At 41.2% G+C, this 18159-nt stretch carries 22 protein-coding genes; 19 read left to right on the forward strand and 3 right to left on the reverse strand.

Going from position 1 to position 18159, the window contains the following annotated elements; translation table 11 throughout:
- Nucleotides 1–176: 176 nt before the first annotated feature.
- The 3 genes from BA79_RS17460 (at nucleotide 177) to BA79_RS17470 (ending at nucleotide 2301) form a co-directional block, all read left to right on the forward strand.
- Nucleotides 177–1103 carry an ABC transporter ATP-binding protein gene (locus BA79_RS17460; RefSeq protein ID WP_035704208.1) on the forward strand — a complete coding sequence of 309 codons (927 nt, stop codon included), beginning with the start codon at nucleotides 177–179 and terminating at the stop codon, nucleotides 1101–1103.
- A complete protein-coding gene (locus tag BA79_RS17465) occupies nucleotides 1081–1848 on the forward strand; it encodes an ABC transporter permease (protein WP_024720482.1) in 768 nt (255 codons plus the stop codon). The genes BA79_RS17460 and BA79_RS17465 overlap by 23 nt, the downstream gene beginning before the upstream one ends.
- A gap of 117 nt (nucleotides 1849–1965) precedes the next feature.
- Nucleotides 1966–2301 (forward strand): hypothetical protein, encoded by a 336-nt coding sequence (locus tag BA79_RS17470; RefSeq protein ID WP_017366657.1) that lies wholly within the window; start codon nucleotides 1966–1968, stop codon nucleotides 2299–2301.
- Nucleotides 2302–2399: 98 nt separating this feature from the next.
- Here BA79_RS17470 and fbpB read toward each other — a convergent pair whose 3' ends face one another.
- Nucleotides 2400–2549 carry a Fur-regulated basic protein FbpB gene (gene fbpB, locus BA79_RS17475; protein ID WP_081827014.1) on the reverse strand — a complete coding sequence of 50 codons (150 nt, stop codon included), beginning with the start codon at nucleotides 2547–2549 and terminating at the stop codon, nucleotides 2400–2402.
- A 339-nt stretch (nucleotides 2550–2888) separates the two neighbouring features.
- Nucleotides 2889–3209, reverse strand: a complete 321-nt coding sequence (locus BA79_RS17480; RefSeq protein WP_008346934.1) for a thioredoxin family protein — start codon at nucleotides 3207–3209, stop codon at nucleotides 2889–2891.
- A 185-nt stretch (nucleotides 3210–3394) separates the two neighbouring features.
- On the opposite strand from BA79_RS17480, the gene BA79_RS17485 reads away from it, so the two are divergent.
- The 7 genes from BA79_RS17485 to BA79_RS17515 all read left to right on the forward strand — a co-directional run bounded on the left by BA79_RS17485 (nucleotide 3395) and on the right by BA79_RS17515 (nucleotide 10840).
- Nucleotides 3395–4477 carry a D-alanine--D-alanine ligase gene (locus BA79_RS17485; protein WP_035704213.1) on the forward strand — a complete coding sequence of 361 codons (1083 nt, stop codon included), beginning with the start codon at nucleotides 3395–3397 and terminating at the stop codon, nucleotides 4475–4477.
- 81 nt (nucleotides 4478–4558) lie between these two features.
- Complete coding sequence (locus tag BA79_RS17490; protein WP_035704216.1) at nucleotides 4559–5923, forward strand: UDP-N-acetylmuramoyl-tripeptide--D-alanyl-D-alanine ligase; 1365 nt, start codon at nucleotides 4559–4561, stop codon at nucleotides 5921–5923.
- A 26-nt stretch (nucleotides 5924–5949) separates the two neighbouring features.
- On the forward strand, nucleotides 5950–6648 hold the full coding sequence (locus BA79_RS17495; RefSeq protein WP_017366660.1) for an alpha/beta hydrolase: 699 nt from the start codon (nucleotides 5950–5952) through the stop codon (nucleotides 6646–6648).
- 120 nt (nucleotides 6649–6768) lie between these two features.
- The gene (locus BA79_RS17500) at nucleotides 6769–7107 is read left to right on the forward strand and encodes an avidin-fold protein (RefSeq protein ID WP_017366661.1); all 339 of its coding nucleotides are present in this window, start codon (nucleotides 6769–6771) and stop codon (nucleotides 7105–7107) included.
- A 166-nt stretch (nucleotides 7108–7273) separates the two neighbouring features.
- A complete protein-coding gene (gene cshA, locus BA79_RS17505) occupies nucleotides 7274–8764 on the forward strand; it encodes a degradosome RNA helicase CshA (RefSeq protein ID WP_017358400.1) in 1491 nt (496 codons plus the stop codon).
- Between the two features lie 110 nt (nucleotides 8765–8874).
- Nucleotides 8875–9354 (forward strand): PH domain-containing protein, encoded by a 480-nt coding sequence (locus BA79_RS17510; protein ID WP_008346922.1) that lies wholly within the window; start codon nucleotides 8875–8877, stop codon nucleotides 9352–9354.
- Entirely contained in the window at nucleotides 9344–10840 is a 1497-nt protein-coding gene (locus BA79_RS17515; RefSeq protein WP_017366662.1) for a PH domain-containing protein, read from the forward strand. The genes BA79_RS17510 and BA79_RS17515 overlap by 11 nt, the downstream gene beginning before the upstream one ends.
- 55 nt (nucleotides 10841–10895) lie before the next feature.
- Here the strand turns inward: BA79_RS17515 and BA79_RS17520 are convergent, their stop codons facing one another.
- Nucleotides 10896–11501 carry a rhomboid family intramembrane serine protease gene (locus BA79_RS17520; RefSeq protein ID WP_007496491.1) on the reverse strand — a complete coding sequence of 202 codons (606 nt, stop codon included), beginning with the start codon at nucleotides 11499–11501 and terminating at the stop codon, nucleotides 10896–10898.
- Nucleotides 11502–11595: 94 nt separating this feature from the next.
- On the opposite strand from BA79_RS17520, the gene acpS reads away from it, so the two are divergent.
- The 9 genes from acpS (at nucleotide 11596) to BA79_RS17565 (ending at nucleotide 18118) form a co-directional block, all read left to right on the forward strand.
- Entirely contained in the window at nucleotides 11596–11961 is a 366-nt protein-coding gene (gene acpS / locus BA79_RS17525) for a holo-ACP synthase (RefSeq protein WP_017358398.1), read from the forward strand.
- A gap of 160 nt (nucleotides 11962–12121) precedes the next feature.
- Nucleotides 12122–13138: an outer membrane lipoprotein-sorting protein gene (locus BA79_RS17530; protein WP_007496489.1), complete on the forward strand. Its 1017-nt coding sequence runs from the start codon at nucleotides 12122–12124 to the stop codon at nucleotides 13136–13138.
- Nucleotides 13139–13266: 128 nt separating this feature from the next.
- Complete coding sequence (gene alr, locus BA79_RS17535; protein WP_035704220.1) at nucleotides 13267–14448, forward strand: alanine racemase; 1182 nt, start codon at nucleotides 13267–13269, stop codon at nucleotides 14446–14448.
- A 293-nt stretch (nucleotides 14449–14741) separates the two neighbouring features.
- Nucleotides 14742–15023 carry a hypothetical protein gene (locus BA79_RS17540; RefSeq protein WP_003214273.1) on the forward strand — a complete coding sequence of 94 codons (282 nt, stop codon included), beginning with the start codon at nucleotides 14742–14744 and terminating at the stop codon, nucleotides 15021–15023.
- A gap of 4 nt (nucleotides 15024–15027) precedes the next feature.
- Nucleotides 15028–15378: a type II toxin-antitoxin system endoribonuclease NdoA gene (gene ndoA / locus BA79_RS17545; protein ID WP_003214169.1), complete on the forward strand. Its 351-nt coding sequence runs from the start codon at nucleotides 15028–15030 to the stop codon at nucleotides 15376–15378.
- A gap of 114 nt (nucleotides 15379–15492) precedes the next feature.
- A complete protein-coding gene (locus BA79_RS17550) occupies nucleotides 15493–16323 on the forward strand; it encodes an RsbT co-antagonist protein RsbRA (protein WP_007496484.1) in 831 nt (276 codons plus the stop codon).
- A 4-nt stretch (nucleotides 16324–16327) separates the two neighbouring features.
- On the forward strand, nucleotides 16328–16696 hold the full coding sequence (gene rsbS, locus BA79_RS17555; protein ID WP_003214235.1) for an RsbT antagonist protein RsbS: 369 nt from the start codon (nucleotides 16328–16330) through the stop codon (nucleotides 16694–16696).
- Nucleotides 16697–16698: 2 nt separating this feature from the next.
- Nucleotides 16699–17100, forward strand: coding sequence for an anti-sigma regulatory factor (locus tag BA79_RS17560; protein WP_003214085.1), 402 nt, complete (start codon nucleotides 16699–16701; stop codon nucleotides 17098–17100).
- Nucleotides 17101–17110: 10 nt separating this feature from the next.
- The gene (locus BA79_RS17565) at nucleotides 17111–18118 is read left to right on the forward strand and encodes a PP2C family protein-serine/threonine phosphatase (RefSeq protein WP_008346904.1); all 1008 of its coding nucleotides are present in this window, start codon (nucleotides 17111–17113) and stop codon (nucleotides 18116–18118) included.
- Nucleotides 18119–18159: the final 41 nt, after the last annotated feature.

Genomic DNA, 18159 nt, shown 5'->3' on the forward strand with positions numbered 1-18159 from the left:
GAATAGAAGACAAAGGGCTAAAATAAAGTTCATTTTAGCCCTTTGTCAACAATCTGAAAGGGCTGACTGGATCAGCCCTTTTTTTCGTGGAACGGCTTGTCTAGCGTGATATACTTTTTACAGGATGAGCAGCCGTAACTGCCGCCATAGGTTTTACATTAGAAGGAGGAACCACTTTGCAGTCTGCTGTTTTACACATAGAGAACGTCGATAAACAAATTGGTCGGCATCAAATTTTGCAACATATTTCGATGGACATTAGGCAAGGGGAAATTGTCGGTTTACTTGGACCAAATGGGTCTGGAAAAACGACCTTGATTCGATTGATCGTTGGCTTGATGAAAAAAAACAACGGCCGGATCATCATAAATGGATATTCTCAAGATGATGATCATCAAAAGGCGATGTCAACTGTTGGGGCGATCATAGAAAATCCGGAATTTTATTCATATTTAACAGGTTTTGAAAACCTTGAGCTGTATGCGTCTATGCATGATGGAGTTTCAGAAGAGCGCATTCTTGAAGTGGTAAAAAGAGTTCGTCTGGAGCACGCCATTCAACAGAAGGTCAAAACGTATTCACTAGGGATGAAACAAAGGCTCGGGATTGCACAAGCCATTTTGCATAAGCCCAATCTGCTCATTTTAGATGAACCAACAAATGGGCTTGATCCCGCAGGAATGAAGGAGTTTCGAGAGCACTTGCAAATACTTGTACAAGAAGAAGGTGTCTCTGTGTTATTTGCTACACATCTTTTGCATGAAGTAGAAGAGCTTTGTGACCGCATGATCATCATCCAAAAAGGACAGATCAAAGCCAATACAAACCTTCGCGACATGGAAGGAAAAGAGCAGGTGCTGATGAATATTCAGCCAGTAGAAAAGGCAGTTTCATGGCTAGATACGCAAGGATATACATATGAACAAAGGGATCAGCATGTGCTGGTTCAATTGAATAAAGACCGTGTGCCGGAGCTGAATAAACAGCTTGTCTTAGCAGAATTTGATGTACTTGAAATGACGCCTCAAAAACAATCAATTGAAGAGGCCTTTATGAAATGGACGGAAGGCGGGACGGCAGATGCTTCAACTCATCAAGAATGAACATAAAAAAATCACGAGACAAAAGATCACATTCATTGCACTTGGACTGATTGTTGTCTTTCAATTGACGATGGCGCTAGCATTGAAACGAGTCATTTCCGGGCTTGGCGGGCAAGATACAGTCGCGAACTATTTTGCTTATTCCACGAATGTTGTGTTTATTTTACAAGTGTTCGCTGTCGTGATTGGCGCCACATTGATCTCAACAGAGTTTCAAAAAAGAACCATCAAGTTCTTGTTGATCCGGCCGAAGACAAGGCTTCATATTTTCTTGTCAAAATACATCACTCTTGTGCTGATGGTCCTTTACCTGTTTGTTTTTTATTATGTGTTCGCTTTTCTTTTTGGCCTTATTTTCTTTGGTACTGATTTTGATGAAAGCACTGGGCGGTTATTTCTGCACACATTTGCTGTGATTGGATCACAGTGGGTGGAAGTGGTCATGATGGCAAGCTTTGCTTTTCTGTGCTCAAGTTTGTTTAGAAACAGTCTGATTGCACTTGTGACTTCATTTTTCGTCTTATACGCGGCGAAATCATTAGTGTCGATCATGTCTCTGTTAGAAAATCAGTGGGGGAAGATTCTACTTTTCGCTAATACGGACTTCACACAATACAGTTTTCAAGGTCCGCCGCTCTTTCAGGGCATGAGCCCTCTTTTTTCGCTATTCATTGTAGGGGCGCATTTCGTTTTCTTTGTTGGTGCTGCTTGGCTCCTTTTTTGGAAGCGTGATGTAAATGTGTAAAAATTGTGTCAAATAACAAGAAAAATTCGTGACATCTTTGTGAAAACGAGTCTGTATTTCACGATAACCGGCTGATTTTGTCTTATAATAAGACAGAGTCATGGAGGTGGCACTATCGTGAAAAATTTTATTACGGCTTTACCTATTTTGTTGCTGTTGTCGTTTTCGTTTGTGTCTTTTGCCTTCCAGTTTGATCATCTTGTTTATTTCAGACTAGCGCTAGGGATCTTTTCATTAGCGGGTCTTTTCTTTCTGTATACACTTAAAAGAAACATGAAATGGTTCATGGTCTATTTATATGCGAGCTGGATCGTTCTTGCTGCCGTTACGACATTTGAAGAACCCGTGTTTTCACAATTCTTCTTCGGTGGTTTAACGATGACAATGGGTTATCTAACATATATGCTCATCTATTTAGGAATGAAACAAGACCGTGTAGCGAAATCACATTAAAACAAAAGCCGATAAAATCGAAGAATAGATTTTATCGGCTTTTTCTTTTCTTCAGGCAAATAAAAAAGCAGCCATCTGTTTTACTGCTCTTCTTGTGTTTATGATTCACGTCCAGCAGTGGCAAGCTGCTTCTGGTGCTTTTTGTCGATGGTTGCGTATATACTTTCCATCATCTTAGGGTCTCGCATGATCGCTTCCTTGTTTTCTTCAATCAATTGCTGATACGTTTTGATTTTCTTCTTAGACATGTAACTCAACGCTCCTTTGGTAGAATGGACTCTATAAGATTTCACATAGATGAAATTGATAATCATTTTCAATTAGCAACTCCATTATACAAAGCAGAATGTCATAAGTAAAGATTCAATTCAGAAAATTCACGTAACCGACATATTCCCATCCATATCGACGATGAATTCTTTCCCAGGAAATAATCCGCTGTCAAACCTTGTCATGAAATCAGATCAAACATTCCTGCCTATGTTGAAACGTTTTAGCCGTACATCTCGTCTTATGAAGAGATTTGATTTAAAAGGATATAAAAAAAGACACCAGCATGAGTTGGCTGATGTCTCCATTCAAATGAGTTATGAAACGTGTTCTTGAAGAAACTCCGTTACTTCTTCAGGTGATTTAGCGTTGGCACTGTGTAAATGACCTGTTTTTTCGCCATTTTTGAAAATTAACAGGCTAGGAATTCCCATGACCTGATACGTTTCCGCTAACTCAGGAAAGTCGTCTTTGTTTATTTCAAACCATTCATTCTGAGCATAAGCCTCTAAAATGTCTGGAATGAACATGTCCATTCTAGTGCAATCAGGGCACCATGTCGCAAAGAATTTAACGATGACCTCTTTGTCTGATTGAATGATTTCGTTGAATTGTTCAGTGCTTGTAATTTTTTTCAATTTGTCACAACTCCTTTTCAATGTCATTTTAATATAAAATAAAGGCGAATGACATACAAATGCTCGGGGGGGCGCTTACAATCTTTACAAATCATTTCAATTCCGTAACAACAAAAATTAATTAGAGCATTTTTGCTTGAAAGTGATAAGATAGTAAAGATGAATTTTAGTGGGGGGAGTATCCATTGAAAATAAGTTTAGGATTGGTTTACGGCGGAAAGTCAGCCGAACATAATGTATCACTGCAAACAGCCCTTGCAGTTACAAAAGCACTTAACACTGAGAAGTTCGATATACATCCAATTTATATTACAGAAGAGGGCGAATGGCTAAGAGGAGAAAAACTCACTGAACCAGTATCAAACGTCAAAATGCTTCAATTTGAACAAAATGCAAAGACGTTTTTACCAACTTCTTTAAATGAAAGCATGTTTCCACAGCCTGCAGCAGCTGATGAAAAGATTGATGTTGTCTTTCCATTGCTACATGGGCCAAATGGTGAAGATGGGACCATGCAAGGGTTACTTGAACTATTGAATATCCCGTATGTTGGTAACGGCGTTCTCGCGTCTGCTGCGGGTATGGATAAAGTCATGATGAAAGATGTGTTTGCTCAAGCTGGACTTGCGCAGGCAAAGCACCTTTCCTTCAATAAAAAGGATTATGAGAAAGCCATATCAGACAGTCTAGAACAGGTAGAAGCAGTTCTCGGGTATCCTTGTTTTGTGAAACCTGCCAACATGGGATCAAGTGTCGGAATTAGTAAATGCCGCAGCAAAGAAGAGCTGCAAACAGCATTTGATTTGGCTTTCCAATATGATCGTCGTGTTGTTGTGGAAGAAGGCGTTGTAGGACGAGAAATTGAAATTGGTGTATTAGGAAATGACGAGCCGAAATGCTCAGTCGTTGGTGAGATTGCACCTAAAACAGATTTTTATGACTATAAAGCAAAATATGAAGATGGCGATACAGATTTGATCATTCCTGCGAGTGTGTCAGAGGAAGAGTACAAGACGATTCACGATATGGCGATCAAGGCATTTAAAGCCATTGATGGATCTGGCCTCGTACGTGCAGATTTCTTCCTAACAGAAGAAGGCAAAGTGCTGATCAATGAAGTGAATACTATGCCAGGATTCACACCTTTTAGTATGTTCCCGCTTCTTTGGAAACATACTGGTGTAGAGTATCCTGAGCTGATTGAGAAGCTGGTGTCACTTGCAATTGAACGCCATCAAGAAAAACAAACCATTAAAACCACTTTTTAATGTAAGAAGCAAGCAGACACTATCCTACAGGTAGTGTCTCTTTTCCTTCAAACGTGAAATGAGAAAGAGAGGCGAAAAAACATGATCAAACGTACAGTGAAACAAGTCGCCCAAATGGCTGGTGGCACATTATCGAATGAAGCTTTTGGCGAAGAACAGATACACGGAGTGACAACAGATACACGAAAAGTATCAAAAGGCGCACTATTTATCCCGCTTATCGGGGAACATTTTAACGGTCACACTTTTGCTTCAAAAGCAGTGGAGCTTGGAGCGGCAGCGGTTCTTTGGAATGAAACAGAAGCGAACCCACCATCCGGTGTACCTGTCATTCTTGTAGAGGATACTTTGACAGCACTCCAACAGCTTGCGAAATCATACTTAAAAGAGGAAAACCCTCAAGTTGTCGGTATTACTGGAAGTAATGGCAAAACAACGACGAAAGACATGATCCATTCTGTCCTACAAACGACATACAGAGTCCATAAAACAGATGGCAACTTTAATAATCATATTGGACTTCCACTGACCATCCTTGCAATGCCAGAAAAAACAGAGATTGCTGTATTAGAGATGGGCATGAGTGCAAAAGGAGAAATCGAATTTTTATCTAATCTCGCTGAACCTGATGCAGCTGTCATCACCAATATTGGAGAATCTCATATGCAGGATCTAGGATCAAGAGAAGCCATTGCAGATGCAAAATGTGAGATCACAAAAGGGTTAAAAGAGCATGGGACTTTTTATTATTTAGGAGACGAGCCTTTACTCCGCCAAAGAGCAAATGCCCTTGAACGTAGCGTAAAAACATTTGGGGAATCAGAGGACTGTGATATCAAGGTGATTCACATCCACCAACTCGCTGAAGGTACTGAATTTCAAGTGGAGGGATATGCTCAAGGGTTTCTCATTCCTGTATTAGGGAAACACAATGTAAAGAATGCTCTTGCAGCTATTGCAATCGGCCAGCATTTCGGTCTGAATGAAAGACAAATTGCCCAAGGGCTAATGCAAACGAAATTGACAGGCATGCGTTTAGAACTGTTTAAAACAGATAAGGGCATCACGGTTATCAACGATGCGTATAATGCGAGTCCTACGTCGATGAAGGCAGCGATTGATCTTGTAGGAGATATGGACGGCTTTGCTAACCGCATACTCGTTCTCGGAGATATGCTGGAGATGGGCAGTGAAGAAGAGACCTATCATTTTGAAGTAGGGGAGTACATCAAGCCTGAGTTTATTGATCATGTTTTAACGTTTGGCCGTCTTGGCGCATTCATTGCTGAAGGAGCAAAGAAAGCATTTGGAGACGACCGTGTATCTTCTTATATGGACAAAGAAGAACTGAAGAAAAAACTAGCGGATGTGGCAGGACCTGACGATGTCGTTCTTGTCAAAGCTTCCCGTGGCATGAGATTGGAAGACGTGATTACTGCACTATAAATCAGATCGGCAAAGAAGGTGACAGGGTGATTGGCTGTCTATGTATACACGGTTTTACTGGTGCCCCGTATGAAGTAGAGCCGCTTGCGGAATATTTAAAGCAGACGACAGATTGGACGGTACAATCTGTCACGCTTCCGGGGCATGGGGAGGAACTTCAGCTCAAAGGCATTCTCTATCAGGAGTGGATTGCCACCGCTGAATTAGAACTCTTATCCCTTTACCGAACATGTGACACCATTTATTTGGTCGGCTTTTCTATGGGCGGGATGATTGCCTCATATTTAGCAGCGAAGTATCCAGTGGCCCGTCTTGTTCTGTTAAGTGCTGCTGCTAAATATGTTAACCCAAAACAAATGATTCAAGACACAAGGCAGATGGTGAAGGAATCCTTGTCTGGTTTGATTGATACGAACCCATTGTATGATCGATATCGTCATAAGCTGAAGAGTACACCGCTATCAGCTGCTGTAGAATTTATGAAATTGGTGAAGCAAACGAAAGGTTCTCTTGAAAAGCTTCATCTACCTGTCTTGATCGTTCAAGGTGAAAGCGATGGGATCGTCCCCGCTTCTAGTGCAGAATTCATTTATCATAAAATCCCGTCCCGTCAGAAAGAAATGTTCTATTTACCGGATTGTAAACATCACGTTTGTCATGAGCCTTGTGCACAGCAATTGTTTGAGAAAGTCGAACAATTTCTAAAAAAACAATTTAATCTATAGAAAAGCTAAAATGTGGCTAAACTAATATAAATTGAATCCCACTTGTTAAAATTTGCATCATTTTTGTCGAATGAGTGACAGGCCTATGTTACAATAGGTAAGAAAAGGTGGTCGATTCGGTTGTTTCAATATGACGGAAAAACCTTTGTCCCGCAGTCTAATTCGAGCAATGGGGAAGTATCGGAAGGAACCATATTTCAATATCGTCAGGACGGGAATATTTTAACGGGCACATATCAAGGCGGCAGTATTCAATCTGGCGTACTTGTAGGAACTGTGAATAAAGACGGAGCACTTCATTTTAGATATCATCATGTAAGTAAGGATGGCAGCATGAGAAGCGGTTCATGTCATTCCACCCCTAAGCAGCTGGATAACGGGAAAATCCAACTGTTTGAAAAGTGGAAATGGATGGACGGAGATCAAAGTGAAGGTGAATCAGTCATTGTCGAGCAGTAGATATATCCATTTCTGTCTTGTTGAAAAACAAATAGTGTAATGGTAAGATATAATGTAGGGTAATTCGGGCTTTGTATATAATGGACCTGTCCTTTCATACAAAGGGCAGTTTTTAATGATCATTCACGAGATTACTGAAACAGCAATTAGAAGGAGTTTGAATAAATTGACTATAACGTTTCAAGATTTTCAATTAAGCGAAAGTCTCATGAAAGCTATTAACCGCATGGGATTTGAAGAAGCAACACCGATTCAAGCAGAAACGATTCCTCTCGGTCTTCAGAATAAAGATGTCATCGGACAAGCACAAACAGGAACAGGAAAAACTGCAGCATTTGGTATTCCTCTTGTAGAAAAAATCGATCCAGCGTCTCCTAACATCCAAGCGATCATCATTGCGCCAACAAGAGAATTAGCGATTCAAGTATCTGAAGAGCTATACAAAATCGGCCAAGACAAGCGTGCACGTGTACTTCCGATTTACGGTGGACAAGATATCGGCCGTCAAATCCGTTCGCTCAAGAAAAATCCTCATATCATTGTAGGAACTCCAGGACGTTTACTTGATCACATTAATCGTCGCACAATGCGTCTTCAAAATGTTGAAACAGTCGTGCTTGATGAAGCAGACGAAATGCTCAACATGGGTTTCATCGAAGACATTGAAGCGATCCTTTCAAATGTACCAAGTGAACACCAAACACTTTTATTCTCTGCGACAATGCCTGCACCAATTAAGCGTATTGCAGAACGTTTCATGACAAACCCAGAACATGTAAAAGTAAAAGCGAAAGAAATGACTGTATCTAACATCCAGCAGTTCTACTTGGATATTCACGAGCGTAAGAAGTTCGATACATTGACTCGTCTTCTTGACATTCAATCACCAGAGCTTTCAATTGTTTTCGGCCGTACAAAGCGCCGCGTTGACGAATTGACTGAAGCATTAAACCTTAGAGGTTATACAGCTGAAGGAATTCATGGTGACTTGACTCAGGCGAAACGTATGGTTGCGCTTCGTAAATTTAAAGAAGGTTCAATCGATGTGCTTGTCGCAACAGACGTTGCAGCACGTGGACTTGATATCTCAGGTGTTACACATGTGTATAACTTCGACGTACCACAAGATCCAGAAAGCTATGTACACCGTATTGGACGTACAGGCCGTGCTGGACGTACAGGTATGGCGATGACATTCATCACACCACGTGAAAAAGATATGCTTCGTGCGATTGAGCAAACGACTAAGCGTAAAATGGATCGTATGAAAGAACCAACTCTAGACGAGGCAATTGAAGGACAACAACAAGTCACAGTTGACCGTCTACGCACAATCATTAGTGAAAACAACTTGAACTTCTACATGACAGCAGCTGCTGAATTGTTAGAAGATCATGATTCTGTTACAGTGGTTGCGGCTGCCATCAAAATGATGACAAAAGAGCCGGATGCAACGCCTGTTCGTTTGACAGATGAAGCACCAATGATTTCAAAACGCAATCGTAACAACCGCAGCTCTTCTAAACGCAGAGACGGCGGCGGTGGTGGCGGCTATCGCGGAAAAAGCCGTTCATCTTACGGTGATAAAAAGCGTTCTTCAAATGACCGCAATCGTTCTTCTAACGATCGTCGTCAAAAGAAATCTTATAACAACTAATTCAAAAGCGAATCCTTTGCAGGGTTCGCTTTTTTTAACAGTCCTAATGAAACTTTTTAGGCTTTCTTTCGTAATATATTGATAGAAAAGTAAGAGAATGGGGGAAGAATGTGAGAAAACAGCCGCAACGTCAAATCAGCTTAAATGGATTAAAAGTATGGCGTCTTCAAAATGGAATTATCTCATTGATTTTCTTATTCATCATCATTGGGGTATTTGTAGCTAGTTATTATTTTCAATGGCCATATTGGATTGGAGCCATCCTCATCGGTTTGTGGATTTTACAGGTCATCTTCGGAATCTGGCTCATACCGAAAATCCGTCATCACATCTGGCGCTATGAAGTATTTGAGAACGAAATTGAAATACAGCACGGATTGATTCGTGTCACACGTGTCATTGTGCCAATGGTACGTGTTCAGCATGTGGATACATCTCAAGGGCCGCTTTTAAGGCGCTACCGGTTGGCATCTGTTCAAATTTCTACGGCTGCGACAGTGCATGATATTCCGGCACTGGAATTAGAAGAGGCAGATGAGCTTCGCGATTACATATCTCGATTAGCAAGGGTGACGGAAGATGATGTCTGAACCAAAACGTGTACATCCAATCTCGATGTTCATTGATTTTATATCAGATGCCGTATCCATGATCAAAAACTTCATTATCCCTTTTTTCGTGCTTATTTTTGTGAACTCGAATTCAAGTATTCGTTTTTATGCGTTCATTATTCTTGGGGTGCTTCTTTTATGGAAAGCTGTTTCAACCGTTTTAGCATGGAGACGATTCACCTACCGAATGGAAGACGATGAATTTCGAGTAGAATCAGGTGTCATCACCAAAAAGAAAAAGTATATCTCGTTAGAACGAATTCAAACGGTGAATACAAGTGAAGGCATCTTCCAGCGGATTTTCGGTTTGGTTCGGGTGCAAATCGAAACGGCAGGCGGGACGGATGGACCTGAAGTGAGCCTGACGGCCATTACAAAAGCAGAAGCTGAGCAACTAAAGCAATCGATTTTCAACCGGAAGAAAAGCTTGCAACAAGAAGAAATGATTGATGAAAATTTAGATTTCCCTGATTCTCTGACAGCGCAACAGCCTGTAGAAAAAGAAATCAGTGTTTCCTACCGAATGGGTATACCAGAGCTGCTTTTGGCTGCGACCACTTCAAGCGGAATCGGCGTCATTATTTCTGGGTGTCTCGCCATTTACACACAAATAGATGAAATTCTACCTTTGGACGGATTCCTTAAACGGTTTTCTTTTTTAAGTCATGCGAGTGTTGAGATTTATGCGATTCTCATATTTATTGCCGTATTGATTGCGTGGATTCTTAGTGTTGGGGTAACAGCCCTTCAATATGCGAATTTTACCGCAAAACGAAAAGGGAAAGACATCATCATCACCAGAGGACTCATCGAAAGGCATCAAATGACCATTCCGCTTGCGAGAATTCAAGCAGTGAAAATCAAAGAAAATATTCTGCGTGAACCATTTGGTTTTGCGACGGTCATGCTTGTCAGCGCAGGAGGTTCCATTACAGAAAAAGAGACCTCTTCTGTCTTATTTCCACTCATACGGAAGAAAAAGATCAATGAATTGTTAACGCAATTTACAGATCAATATCAGCTGGCACCAGAAAGTGAATTGAAAAAAGTGCCGAAGCGTTCACTAAAACGTTATCTGATATCTTACGGATTTGTTCCATTACTTGTAGGTATAATCCTTTCTGTACGTTTTCCACCATGGGGGTATTTGGCGCTGATTCCATTACCATTTGCCTTGTTTTTTGGGTATTTAGCCTATAAACAATCAGGATATGTGATCAAAGATCAACTGATTCAATTAACGACAAGAGGTATCGGCAAGACCACCGGAATTGTTTTAAGAAAACGAATGCAAAACTATACGATGACCCAATCCTATTTTCAAAAGAAAGGGCGGGTGGCAAGTATTCACACCTTTGTGAAGTCCTCTGCCTTGCTTGATTCCTTTGGTGTGCATCACCTTGAAGAGGAAGATGCTGAACGTGTATGCGATTGGTATTCCTATGAAACGAATCAATCAACTTAAACAAAAAATGTCGATCAGCTCCCGTTAAACGGAGTGATCGACATTTTTTATGAGCTTAATAGCGTCGTTTTTTTGAATGGAAGAATAGAGTGATCGGTGCTAGGATCATGCCGCCTATCAATCCAAATAAGTGGGCCATGATGTTGATGTTCGAGTTGACGAACGTCATAATAACAGAGACGCCGAGAATCGTTAAGATCACCTGAGAATTACCACGGTCCATCATATGCGGTTTAAATAGGACAAGATAAAGATAGACGCCAAATAAACCAAATATCGCACCAGAAGCCCCGACATGTACGTACTCTAAAGGCTCCACCCAATAGGTTCCGAGATTGCCAATGAATCCAGCACCCAGATAAATCACAAGAAATCGAACCTTTCCAAGCAAATACTCAAGTGCTGGAGCGAATAGGAAGAGCGACATGGAATTGAACAGAATATGTGTCAGACTTCCGTGAAGAAAAATAGGCGTTAAAAGCCGCCACCATTCTCCTGCTGCAACACCATAATTAAAACCAACGAGATGGTCCTGCCCAAGCTGGATCATTGGAATAGGGATCGCAAATAAAAGCCATAGGCCGATTTGCAAAGCAAGGATCGCTGTTACGATTGGATACGATCTAATAAATTGTTGAAAGCTCTCCGTTCGAATAAACATAACAAACCCCTTTTGACTAGATAATGGTAAGTTTATAGTAACACGTTTATGAAGCGAACATCCAAATTAGTACGAGTATCATAGGAGGTACCTCATGATTAAAGGAATCGGTATGGATATTGTAGAGATCGGCCGGCTGTCACGAGTTCTTAGCAGGCAGCCCCGTTTACCAGAACGAATTTTGACTTTACGTGAACAGGAAGTCTTTCACACACTAAGTGAAAAGAGACAGCTGGAGTTTCTGGCAGGGCGTTTTGCGGCGAAAGAAGCATTCGCAAAAGCATACGGTACGGGAATTGGTCAGTATATCAGCTTTCACGACATCGAGATACAAAAAGATGCGAACGGAAAACCCCTCATCAAAAGTGAGAAAACAAAAGAAGACTACGTTCATGTATCCATTACACACACAAAAGAATATGCTGCAGCACAAGTTTTAATTGAAAGGTTGTCAAGCTAGTCTGCATATTGTTTGTCCCCCCTTCATATATTGGGTAGTGCGATAAGGAAGGGCGAGTTGCTAACAGGCTTTGATGGTTCGCGGTACGCAGTTAACTCTTGAGGCGTACTGTTAAAGTCAAACAAGCGGTTTCTTCCTTTTAACACAATTAACGAAGGGGTTGAAAAGGGTGAGAAAAAGCTTTGTTTTGCTTGTAACGGGGATCCTTTTTGTATTGATTCTCTCCGCATGCGGTCAAAAATCTCAACAAGATATCGTTGGAGATTTAAACAAAAAGGCAGAGGAAATGACATCATACAAAGCCAAAGCAAAAATGACCATTGAGACAGGAAATGATCCGCAGGAATACCATGTGGAAATTTGGTACAAGAAGCCGGAGCTTTACCGTGTCTATTTAGAAAATCCGAAGAAGGATCAGAGTCAAGTCATTTTAAGAAATGGCAATGGTGTATTTGTGCTGACACCTTCATTAAACAAAAGCTTCCGCTTCCATAGTGATTGGCCGAACAACAGCAGTCAGGTGTATTTATTTGAATCACTTGTGAAAGACATTAAAAATGACAGTGCAGCTCAGTTCAAAGCAAAAGAGTCGAAGTACGTTTTTGAAACAAAAACCAACTATCAGCACAACCAAATGCTGCCGACCCAAGAGATTACCTTTCATAAAAAAACAATGGCGCCTGCTAGTGTGAAAGTACTGGATAGCGATAAAAAGCCAATGGTGAAAGTAGAATTCTCTCACTTTGAATTCAACAAATCCTTTGACAAAGACGCCTTTGATGAGAAGAAAAATATGACACTTTCTCAAATGGATGTTGCCACAAGCGCAGATCCATCTGACAGCTTTGCTGTGAAAACGCCTGTGGATATGCCAGAGGGCGTGAAGAAAATGGAAGAGAAAGAAATGACAACAGATGCTGGAAAGCGGTATGTGATGACGTATGGCGGAAAGAAATCCTTCACGCTCATTCAGGAAAAAGCGCGGGTAGCAGAAGCGTCTACGCCTGTGACGATGAATGGCGAGCCAGTCGATCTTGGCATGACAGTGGGTGTTCTGACAGACAAATCTCTTTCTTGGACATCTGATGGAGTTGACTACTTAATTTCTTCAAGTGATTTATCGAAAGAAGAACTCTTAATGGTCGCCAAAAGTGTAGAAGGACAGTCAGCGAAATAGGCGAGATTCTTAACATAACAACAAATCAGCCCTGTGCAGGGGCTGATTTTCTTTGAGTTGTTTCACATTATTCTGGATTTTTAGTATCATAATGAAGTATTGAATCATTCAATAGGGAAGTGTGATGAATGGACACAAATGCCTTTTATAGAGACACATGGGCAGAAATTGATTTAACAGCAATCAAGCATAATGTTTCACATATGAAAGACCATATTGGTCAAAGCGTCCAACTAATGGCTGTTGTGAAAGCCAATGCATATGGACATGGAGATATAGAAGTGGCAAGAGCTGCCCTCGAAGCAGGAGCAGACCTGTTAGCCGTCGCTTTTTTAGATGAAGCCATTTCTTTAAGAAATAAAGGCATCAAAGCCCCGATTCTTGTGCTCGGCGCAGTACCGTCAGAGTATGTCAAAGTCGCCGTTAGATACAACGTTATCATGACCGCTTACTCGATCGATTGGCTGAGAGAAGTCGTCAAAGTGATGAAAGGGCAGATGGGACAACCCATTCGTTTCCACTTGAAAATCGACAGCGGCATGAATCGGTTAGGTGTGAAAACAATCGAGCAGGTGAGCGAAGTAAAAGAGCTTGTCCACGATCATTCTTTTTTACAGCTGGAAGGCGTATTTACTCACTTTGCCACAGCGGATGAAAAAGATGAAAACTACTTCGGTATGCAGGTTGATACGTTTAAAACATTGCTTCAACCGCTTCATACGGACAAACTGCTCATTCATTGCGCCAACAGTGCAGCAGGTCTAAGGTTTAAAGACACTTTATTTAATATGGTTCGTTTTGGCATCAGTATGTACGGGCTGTCGCCGTCGGAAGAAATCAAGGATGAATTGCCGTTTCAACTGGAAGAAGCATTATCTCTTCATACAAAACTTGCACATGTAAAGCCCATTCAAAAGGGTGAGAGCGTGAGCTATGGTGCAACTTATACAGCGAATCAAGATACATGGATTGGTACGATTCCAATCGGGTATGCAGACGGCTGGATCAGGAAGCTTGCCGGAACAGAAGTGCTCGTTGGCGGAAAACGCCGAAAAATTGCTGGAAGGGTGTGCATGGATCAATTCATGGTTGATTTGAAAAAGGACATTCCGGCAGGGGAGCCAGTCGTGCTCATCGGCACACAAGGCGAAGACAGGATATCTGTCGATGAAATAGCCAAGCGGCTTGAAACCATTAACTACGAAGTCACATGTTCTGTTGGTTACCGCGTCCCAAGAGTCTATATAGAGGACGGCGAAAGGGTTCGTGTACGAAATCCGCTGCTTCAAGGCGGTCCAAGCTTTTTATAAACAGCATCCACGGGAACGATGTTCAAACTGACATCGTTCTCTTTTATTCTACAAAGGCATCATAAACATTCTCCCTTTTTTAGAGATTTTGGAAATACCGTATGATTTTCGGAAAAAAGCGTATAATGGGAAAGAGGAACTCCATTATCATCTTGATTTACGGGTGGCGAGCCGCTTCATGTTCTAATAAGAAATCATGAAAAAACAGCTTTGCTTGTGCATTGAATAATGGTATGATTAGTCTTGGAATGGATCGAAACGGTATCCGTAAGTTTTGTGGAGGTGTATGTTTTTTGTCTGAATCCAGCGCAACAAATGAAATGAAGATTCGACTGCCGGAGGCTTTAATGTCTGAGATCGAACGAGTAGCAGAGCAGGATAAGGTAACAAGAAATGAATTGATCTACCGAGCGACAAAAACGTATATTCGTGAACGTAATATTCGACAAAATCGTGAATCGATGAGACGCGGCTACATGGAGATGGCGAAAATTAATCTGAATATCTCTTCAGAGGCACAATACGCAGAATTTGAGGCTGAGAATACAGTTGAGCGATTAGTCAGCGGGGGTTAAACATTTGATTGTTAAACGCGGTGATGTTTACTTTGCTGATTTATCTCCTGTTGTTGGCTCCGAGCAGGGCGGGGTTCGCCCGGTATTGGTGATTCAAAATGACATTGGAAATCGCTTCAGCCCGACTGCTATCGTTGCAGCCATAACAGCCCAAATACAAAAAGCGAAATTACCGACTCACGTCGAAATTAATGCAAAGCGCTACGGCTTTGAACGAGATTCTGTCATTCTTTTGGAACAGATTCGTACGATCGATAAACAAAGATTGACAGATAAAATCACACATCTTGATGATGAGATGATGGAGAAGGTTGATGAAGCCTTACAAGTTAGTTTGGCTCTTATTGATTTTTAATATGGTGATACTTGGTTGCTCTACTGGGAGCAACTTTTTTTGTGTTCAATTTTTTTTAACGTTATAATGAAGAAAGACTAGAGAAGAGCTTTAAATGTAAGTAGGGGGTAAAACATGTCGAATCATATCGTGTTAGCTTTTGCAAGAAAGCACCAAAAGGAATTAGAAAAAGAGTGGACGGACATTTTAAAACGACTCGGAGAAAAAGAAACGGACATGATGCTGAACGACAAAATGTATGAAACCATCTGTTCGGAATATGTTCAACTCATCATTACATCTCTTTCAGAGGGGGATCATGAGGATTTTGAAGAAAAAGTGCAAAATTTTGCTTTAAAAATTGTTCAAATGGGTATATCACTTAAGTTACTGGCAAACGGTCTAACAGAAATCCGTACACATTTATATGAAAAAATGAACGATGACAAAGATACAACACAAGAAAGTCATGACCTCATCTGGCAAATCGATCGATTCATCACACCCATCCATAATGAGATCTTAAACCAGTATTCCATCTCATGGGAAAAAACCGTCAGCCTTCAAAAAATTGCGCTGCAGGAACTTTCTGCCCCGCTAATCCCTGTATTTGAGCACATCACCGTCATGCCACTTGTTGGAACAATTGATACAGATCGTGCGAAAAAAATTATGGAGAACCTGCTTAATGGTGTCGTCAAACATCGCTCACAGGTCGTCTTGATTGATATCACGGGTGTACCTGTCGTGGACACAATGGTGGCCCACCATATCATTCAAGCGTCAGAGGCTGTGAGATTAGTAGGAGCGAAGTGTTTACTTGTCGGTATTCGCCCAGAAATAGCCCAAACGATCGTTAACCTTGGAATTGATTTATCTCAGGTTACAACAAAGAATACCCTTCAAAAAGGAATTCAAACTGCTTTGGAAATGACAAATCGAAAAATTGTTTCATTGGAGGGATAACCAATTGAGAAATCACCCGAAGATTCCAATCTTAAAATTATATAATTGTCTTCTGATTTCAATACAGTGGGAGCTTGATGATCAAACAGCTCTTCACTTTCAAGAAGACTTGCTGAATAAAATTCATGAAACAGGAGCAAACGGTGTGGTCATTGACTTAACATCCGTCGATATGATTGATTCATTTATCGCCAAGGTATTAGGTGATGTGATCACCATGTCCAAGCTCATGGGGGCAAAAGTTGTATTAACAGGAATACAACCGGCAGTCGCTGTGACGCTTATTGAACTTGGCATTTCACTGGAAGAAATTCAGACAGCACTAGATCTTGAACAAGGGCTTGAGACACTGAAGCGGGAATTGGGGGAATAGATATGAAAGACCAATCCTGTGTAAAAATATTGACGGAATGGGACATAGTCGCAGCAAGACAATTGGGGCGCAATGTTGCAAAAGAACTTGGTTTTGGAACAGTTGACCAAGCAAGAATTACGACGGCCATTTCAGAATTAGCTCGTAACATCTATTTATACGCTGGTAAAGGTCAGATTTGTATAGAAGAAGTAATGGAGCGCGGAAAGCGTGGACTCAAAGTCATCGCAGCCGATGAGGGTCCTGGCATTATGGATATACGTAAAGTAATGGAAGACGGATTTTCTACATCAGGCGGACTCGGAGCAGGCTTGCCGGGCGTCAGAAGACTGATGGATGAATTTAAATTAGATTCCGCACCAGAACAAGGAACTGAGATACAAGCTGTCAAGTGGCTTCGCTAGGAGGGAAACCATGGATTTTAAGGAGGTAATGGAGCAGCGGTATCATCAGCTGCTCAGTCGTTATATCAGTGATTTAACTGAAACATCGCTTTATCAAGCTCAAAAATTTAGCCGTAAAACCATTGAGCATCAAATACCTCCTGAAGAAATAGTGAGTGTTCACCGAAAAGTGATTCAGGAGCTTTACCCTGATTTGCCGGAAGATGTCTTTCATTCACTAGACTTCTTAATTGAAGTCATGATTGGATACGGACTTGCCTACCAGGAGCATTTAACACTAAGAGGCATCCAGCAAGAAATTAAGTCGGAAATTGAAATTGCTGCAAATGTTCAGCAAACCCTTCTGGAAACGAAAATTCCAGAAGGAGACACATTTGATATCGGAGCCATCAGTGTGCCGGCAAAACAGATGAGTGGGGATTATTACCATTTCGTAACAGATCACGATACAATCAATATCGCGATTGCAGACGTCATTGGGAAAGGCATTCCAGCTGCGCTCTGTATGTCGATGATTAAGTATGCGATGGATTCCTTGCCAGAGTCAGGCAGCGGTCCAACGAAAGTGCTCAAAACCCTTAATCGTGTGGTCGAGCAAAACGTAGACCCAAGCATGTTTATCACCATGTTTTATGGCAGCTATAATAAAGAAACACATGAATTTAAGTACGCATCGGCTGGACATGAGCCGGGCTTTTTCTATTGCAAAAAAGAGAATCAATTTTACGATTTAGATGCAAAAGGTCTTGTCCTTGGAATCGCACCAGACTTTGATTACAGGGAGTATGAGCAGCATTTGGACGTAGGAGATATGGTGATCTTATTTTCAGATGGGGTCACCGAATCCAAGTCAGAGGACGGCTTCTTAGAGCGCGAAGATATCAAAGCGCTCATAGCAGAGCATCTTTCCTATTCAGCACAGGAAATGGTCGACGCTATCTATGCAAGCTTACTCAAATTACAAGATTTTCAGCTTCACGATGACTTTACTTTACTTGTCCTTAAAAGAAAGGTTTAGAAAGTGAATATGCGGGTATATAAAACTTTAGGAAACAAGAA

It is taken from the genome of Bacillus altitudinis 41KF2b (genome assembly GCF_000691145.1).
Lineage (GTDB): Bacteria > Bacillota > Bacilli > Bacillales > Bacillaceae > Bacillus > Bacillus altitudinis.

Coding starts and splice junctions, on each gene's coding strand:
- BA79_RS17565 (WP_008346904.1), top strand. CDS start 17,111: ATGGATTTTAAGGAGGTAATGGAGCAGCGGTATCATCAGCTGCTCAGT.
- BA79_RS17520 (WP_007496491.1), bottom strand. CDS start 11,501: ATGTTTATTCGAACGGAGAGCTTTCAACAATTTATTAGATCGTATCCA.
- fbpB (WP_081827014.1), bottom strand. CDS start 2,549: ATGTCTAAGAAGAAAATCAAAACGTATCAGCAATTGATTGAAGAAAAC.
- alr (WP_035704220.1), top strand. CDS start 13,267: ATGGACACAAATGCCTTTTATAGAGACACATGGGCAGAAATTGATTTA.
- BA79_RS17550 (WP_007496484.1), top strand. CDS start 15,493: ATGTCGAATCATATCGTGTTAGCTTTTGCAAGAAAGCACCAAAAGGAA.
- BA79_RS17465 (WP_024720482.1), top strand. CDS start 1,081: ATGCTTCAACTCATCAAGAATGAACATAAAAAAATCACGAGACAAAAG.
- BA79_RS17490 (WP_035704216.1), top strand. CDS start 4,559: ATGATCAAACGTACAGTGAAACAAGTCGCCCAAATGGCTGGTGGCACA.
- acpS (WP_017358398.1), top strand. CDS start 11,596: ATGATTAAAGGAATCGGTATGGATATTGTAGAGATCGGCCGGCTGTCA.
- BA79_RS17560 (WP_003214085.1), top strand. CDS start 16,699: ATGAAAGACCAATCCTGTGTAAAAATATTGACGGAATGGGACATAGTC.
- BA79_RS17515 (WP_017366662.1), top strand. CDS start 9,344: ATGATGTCTGAACCAAAACGTGTACATCCAATCTCGATGTTCATTGAT.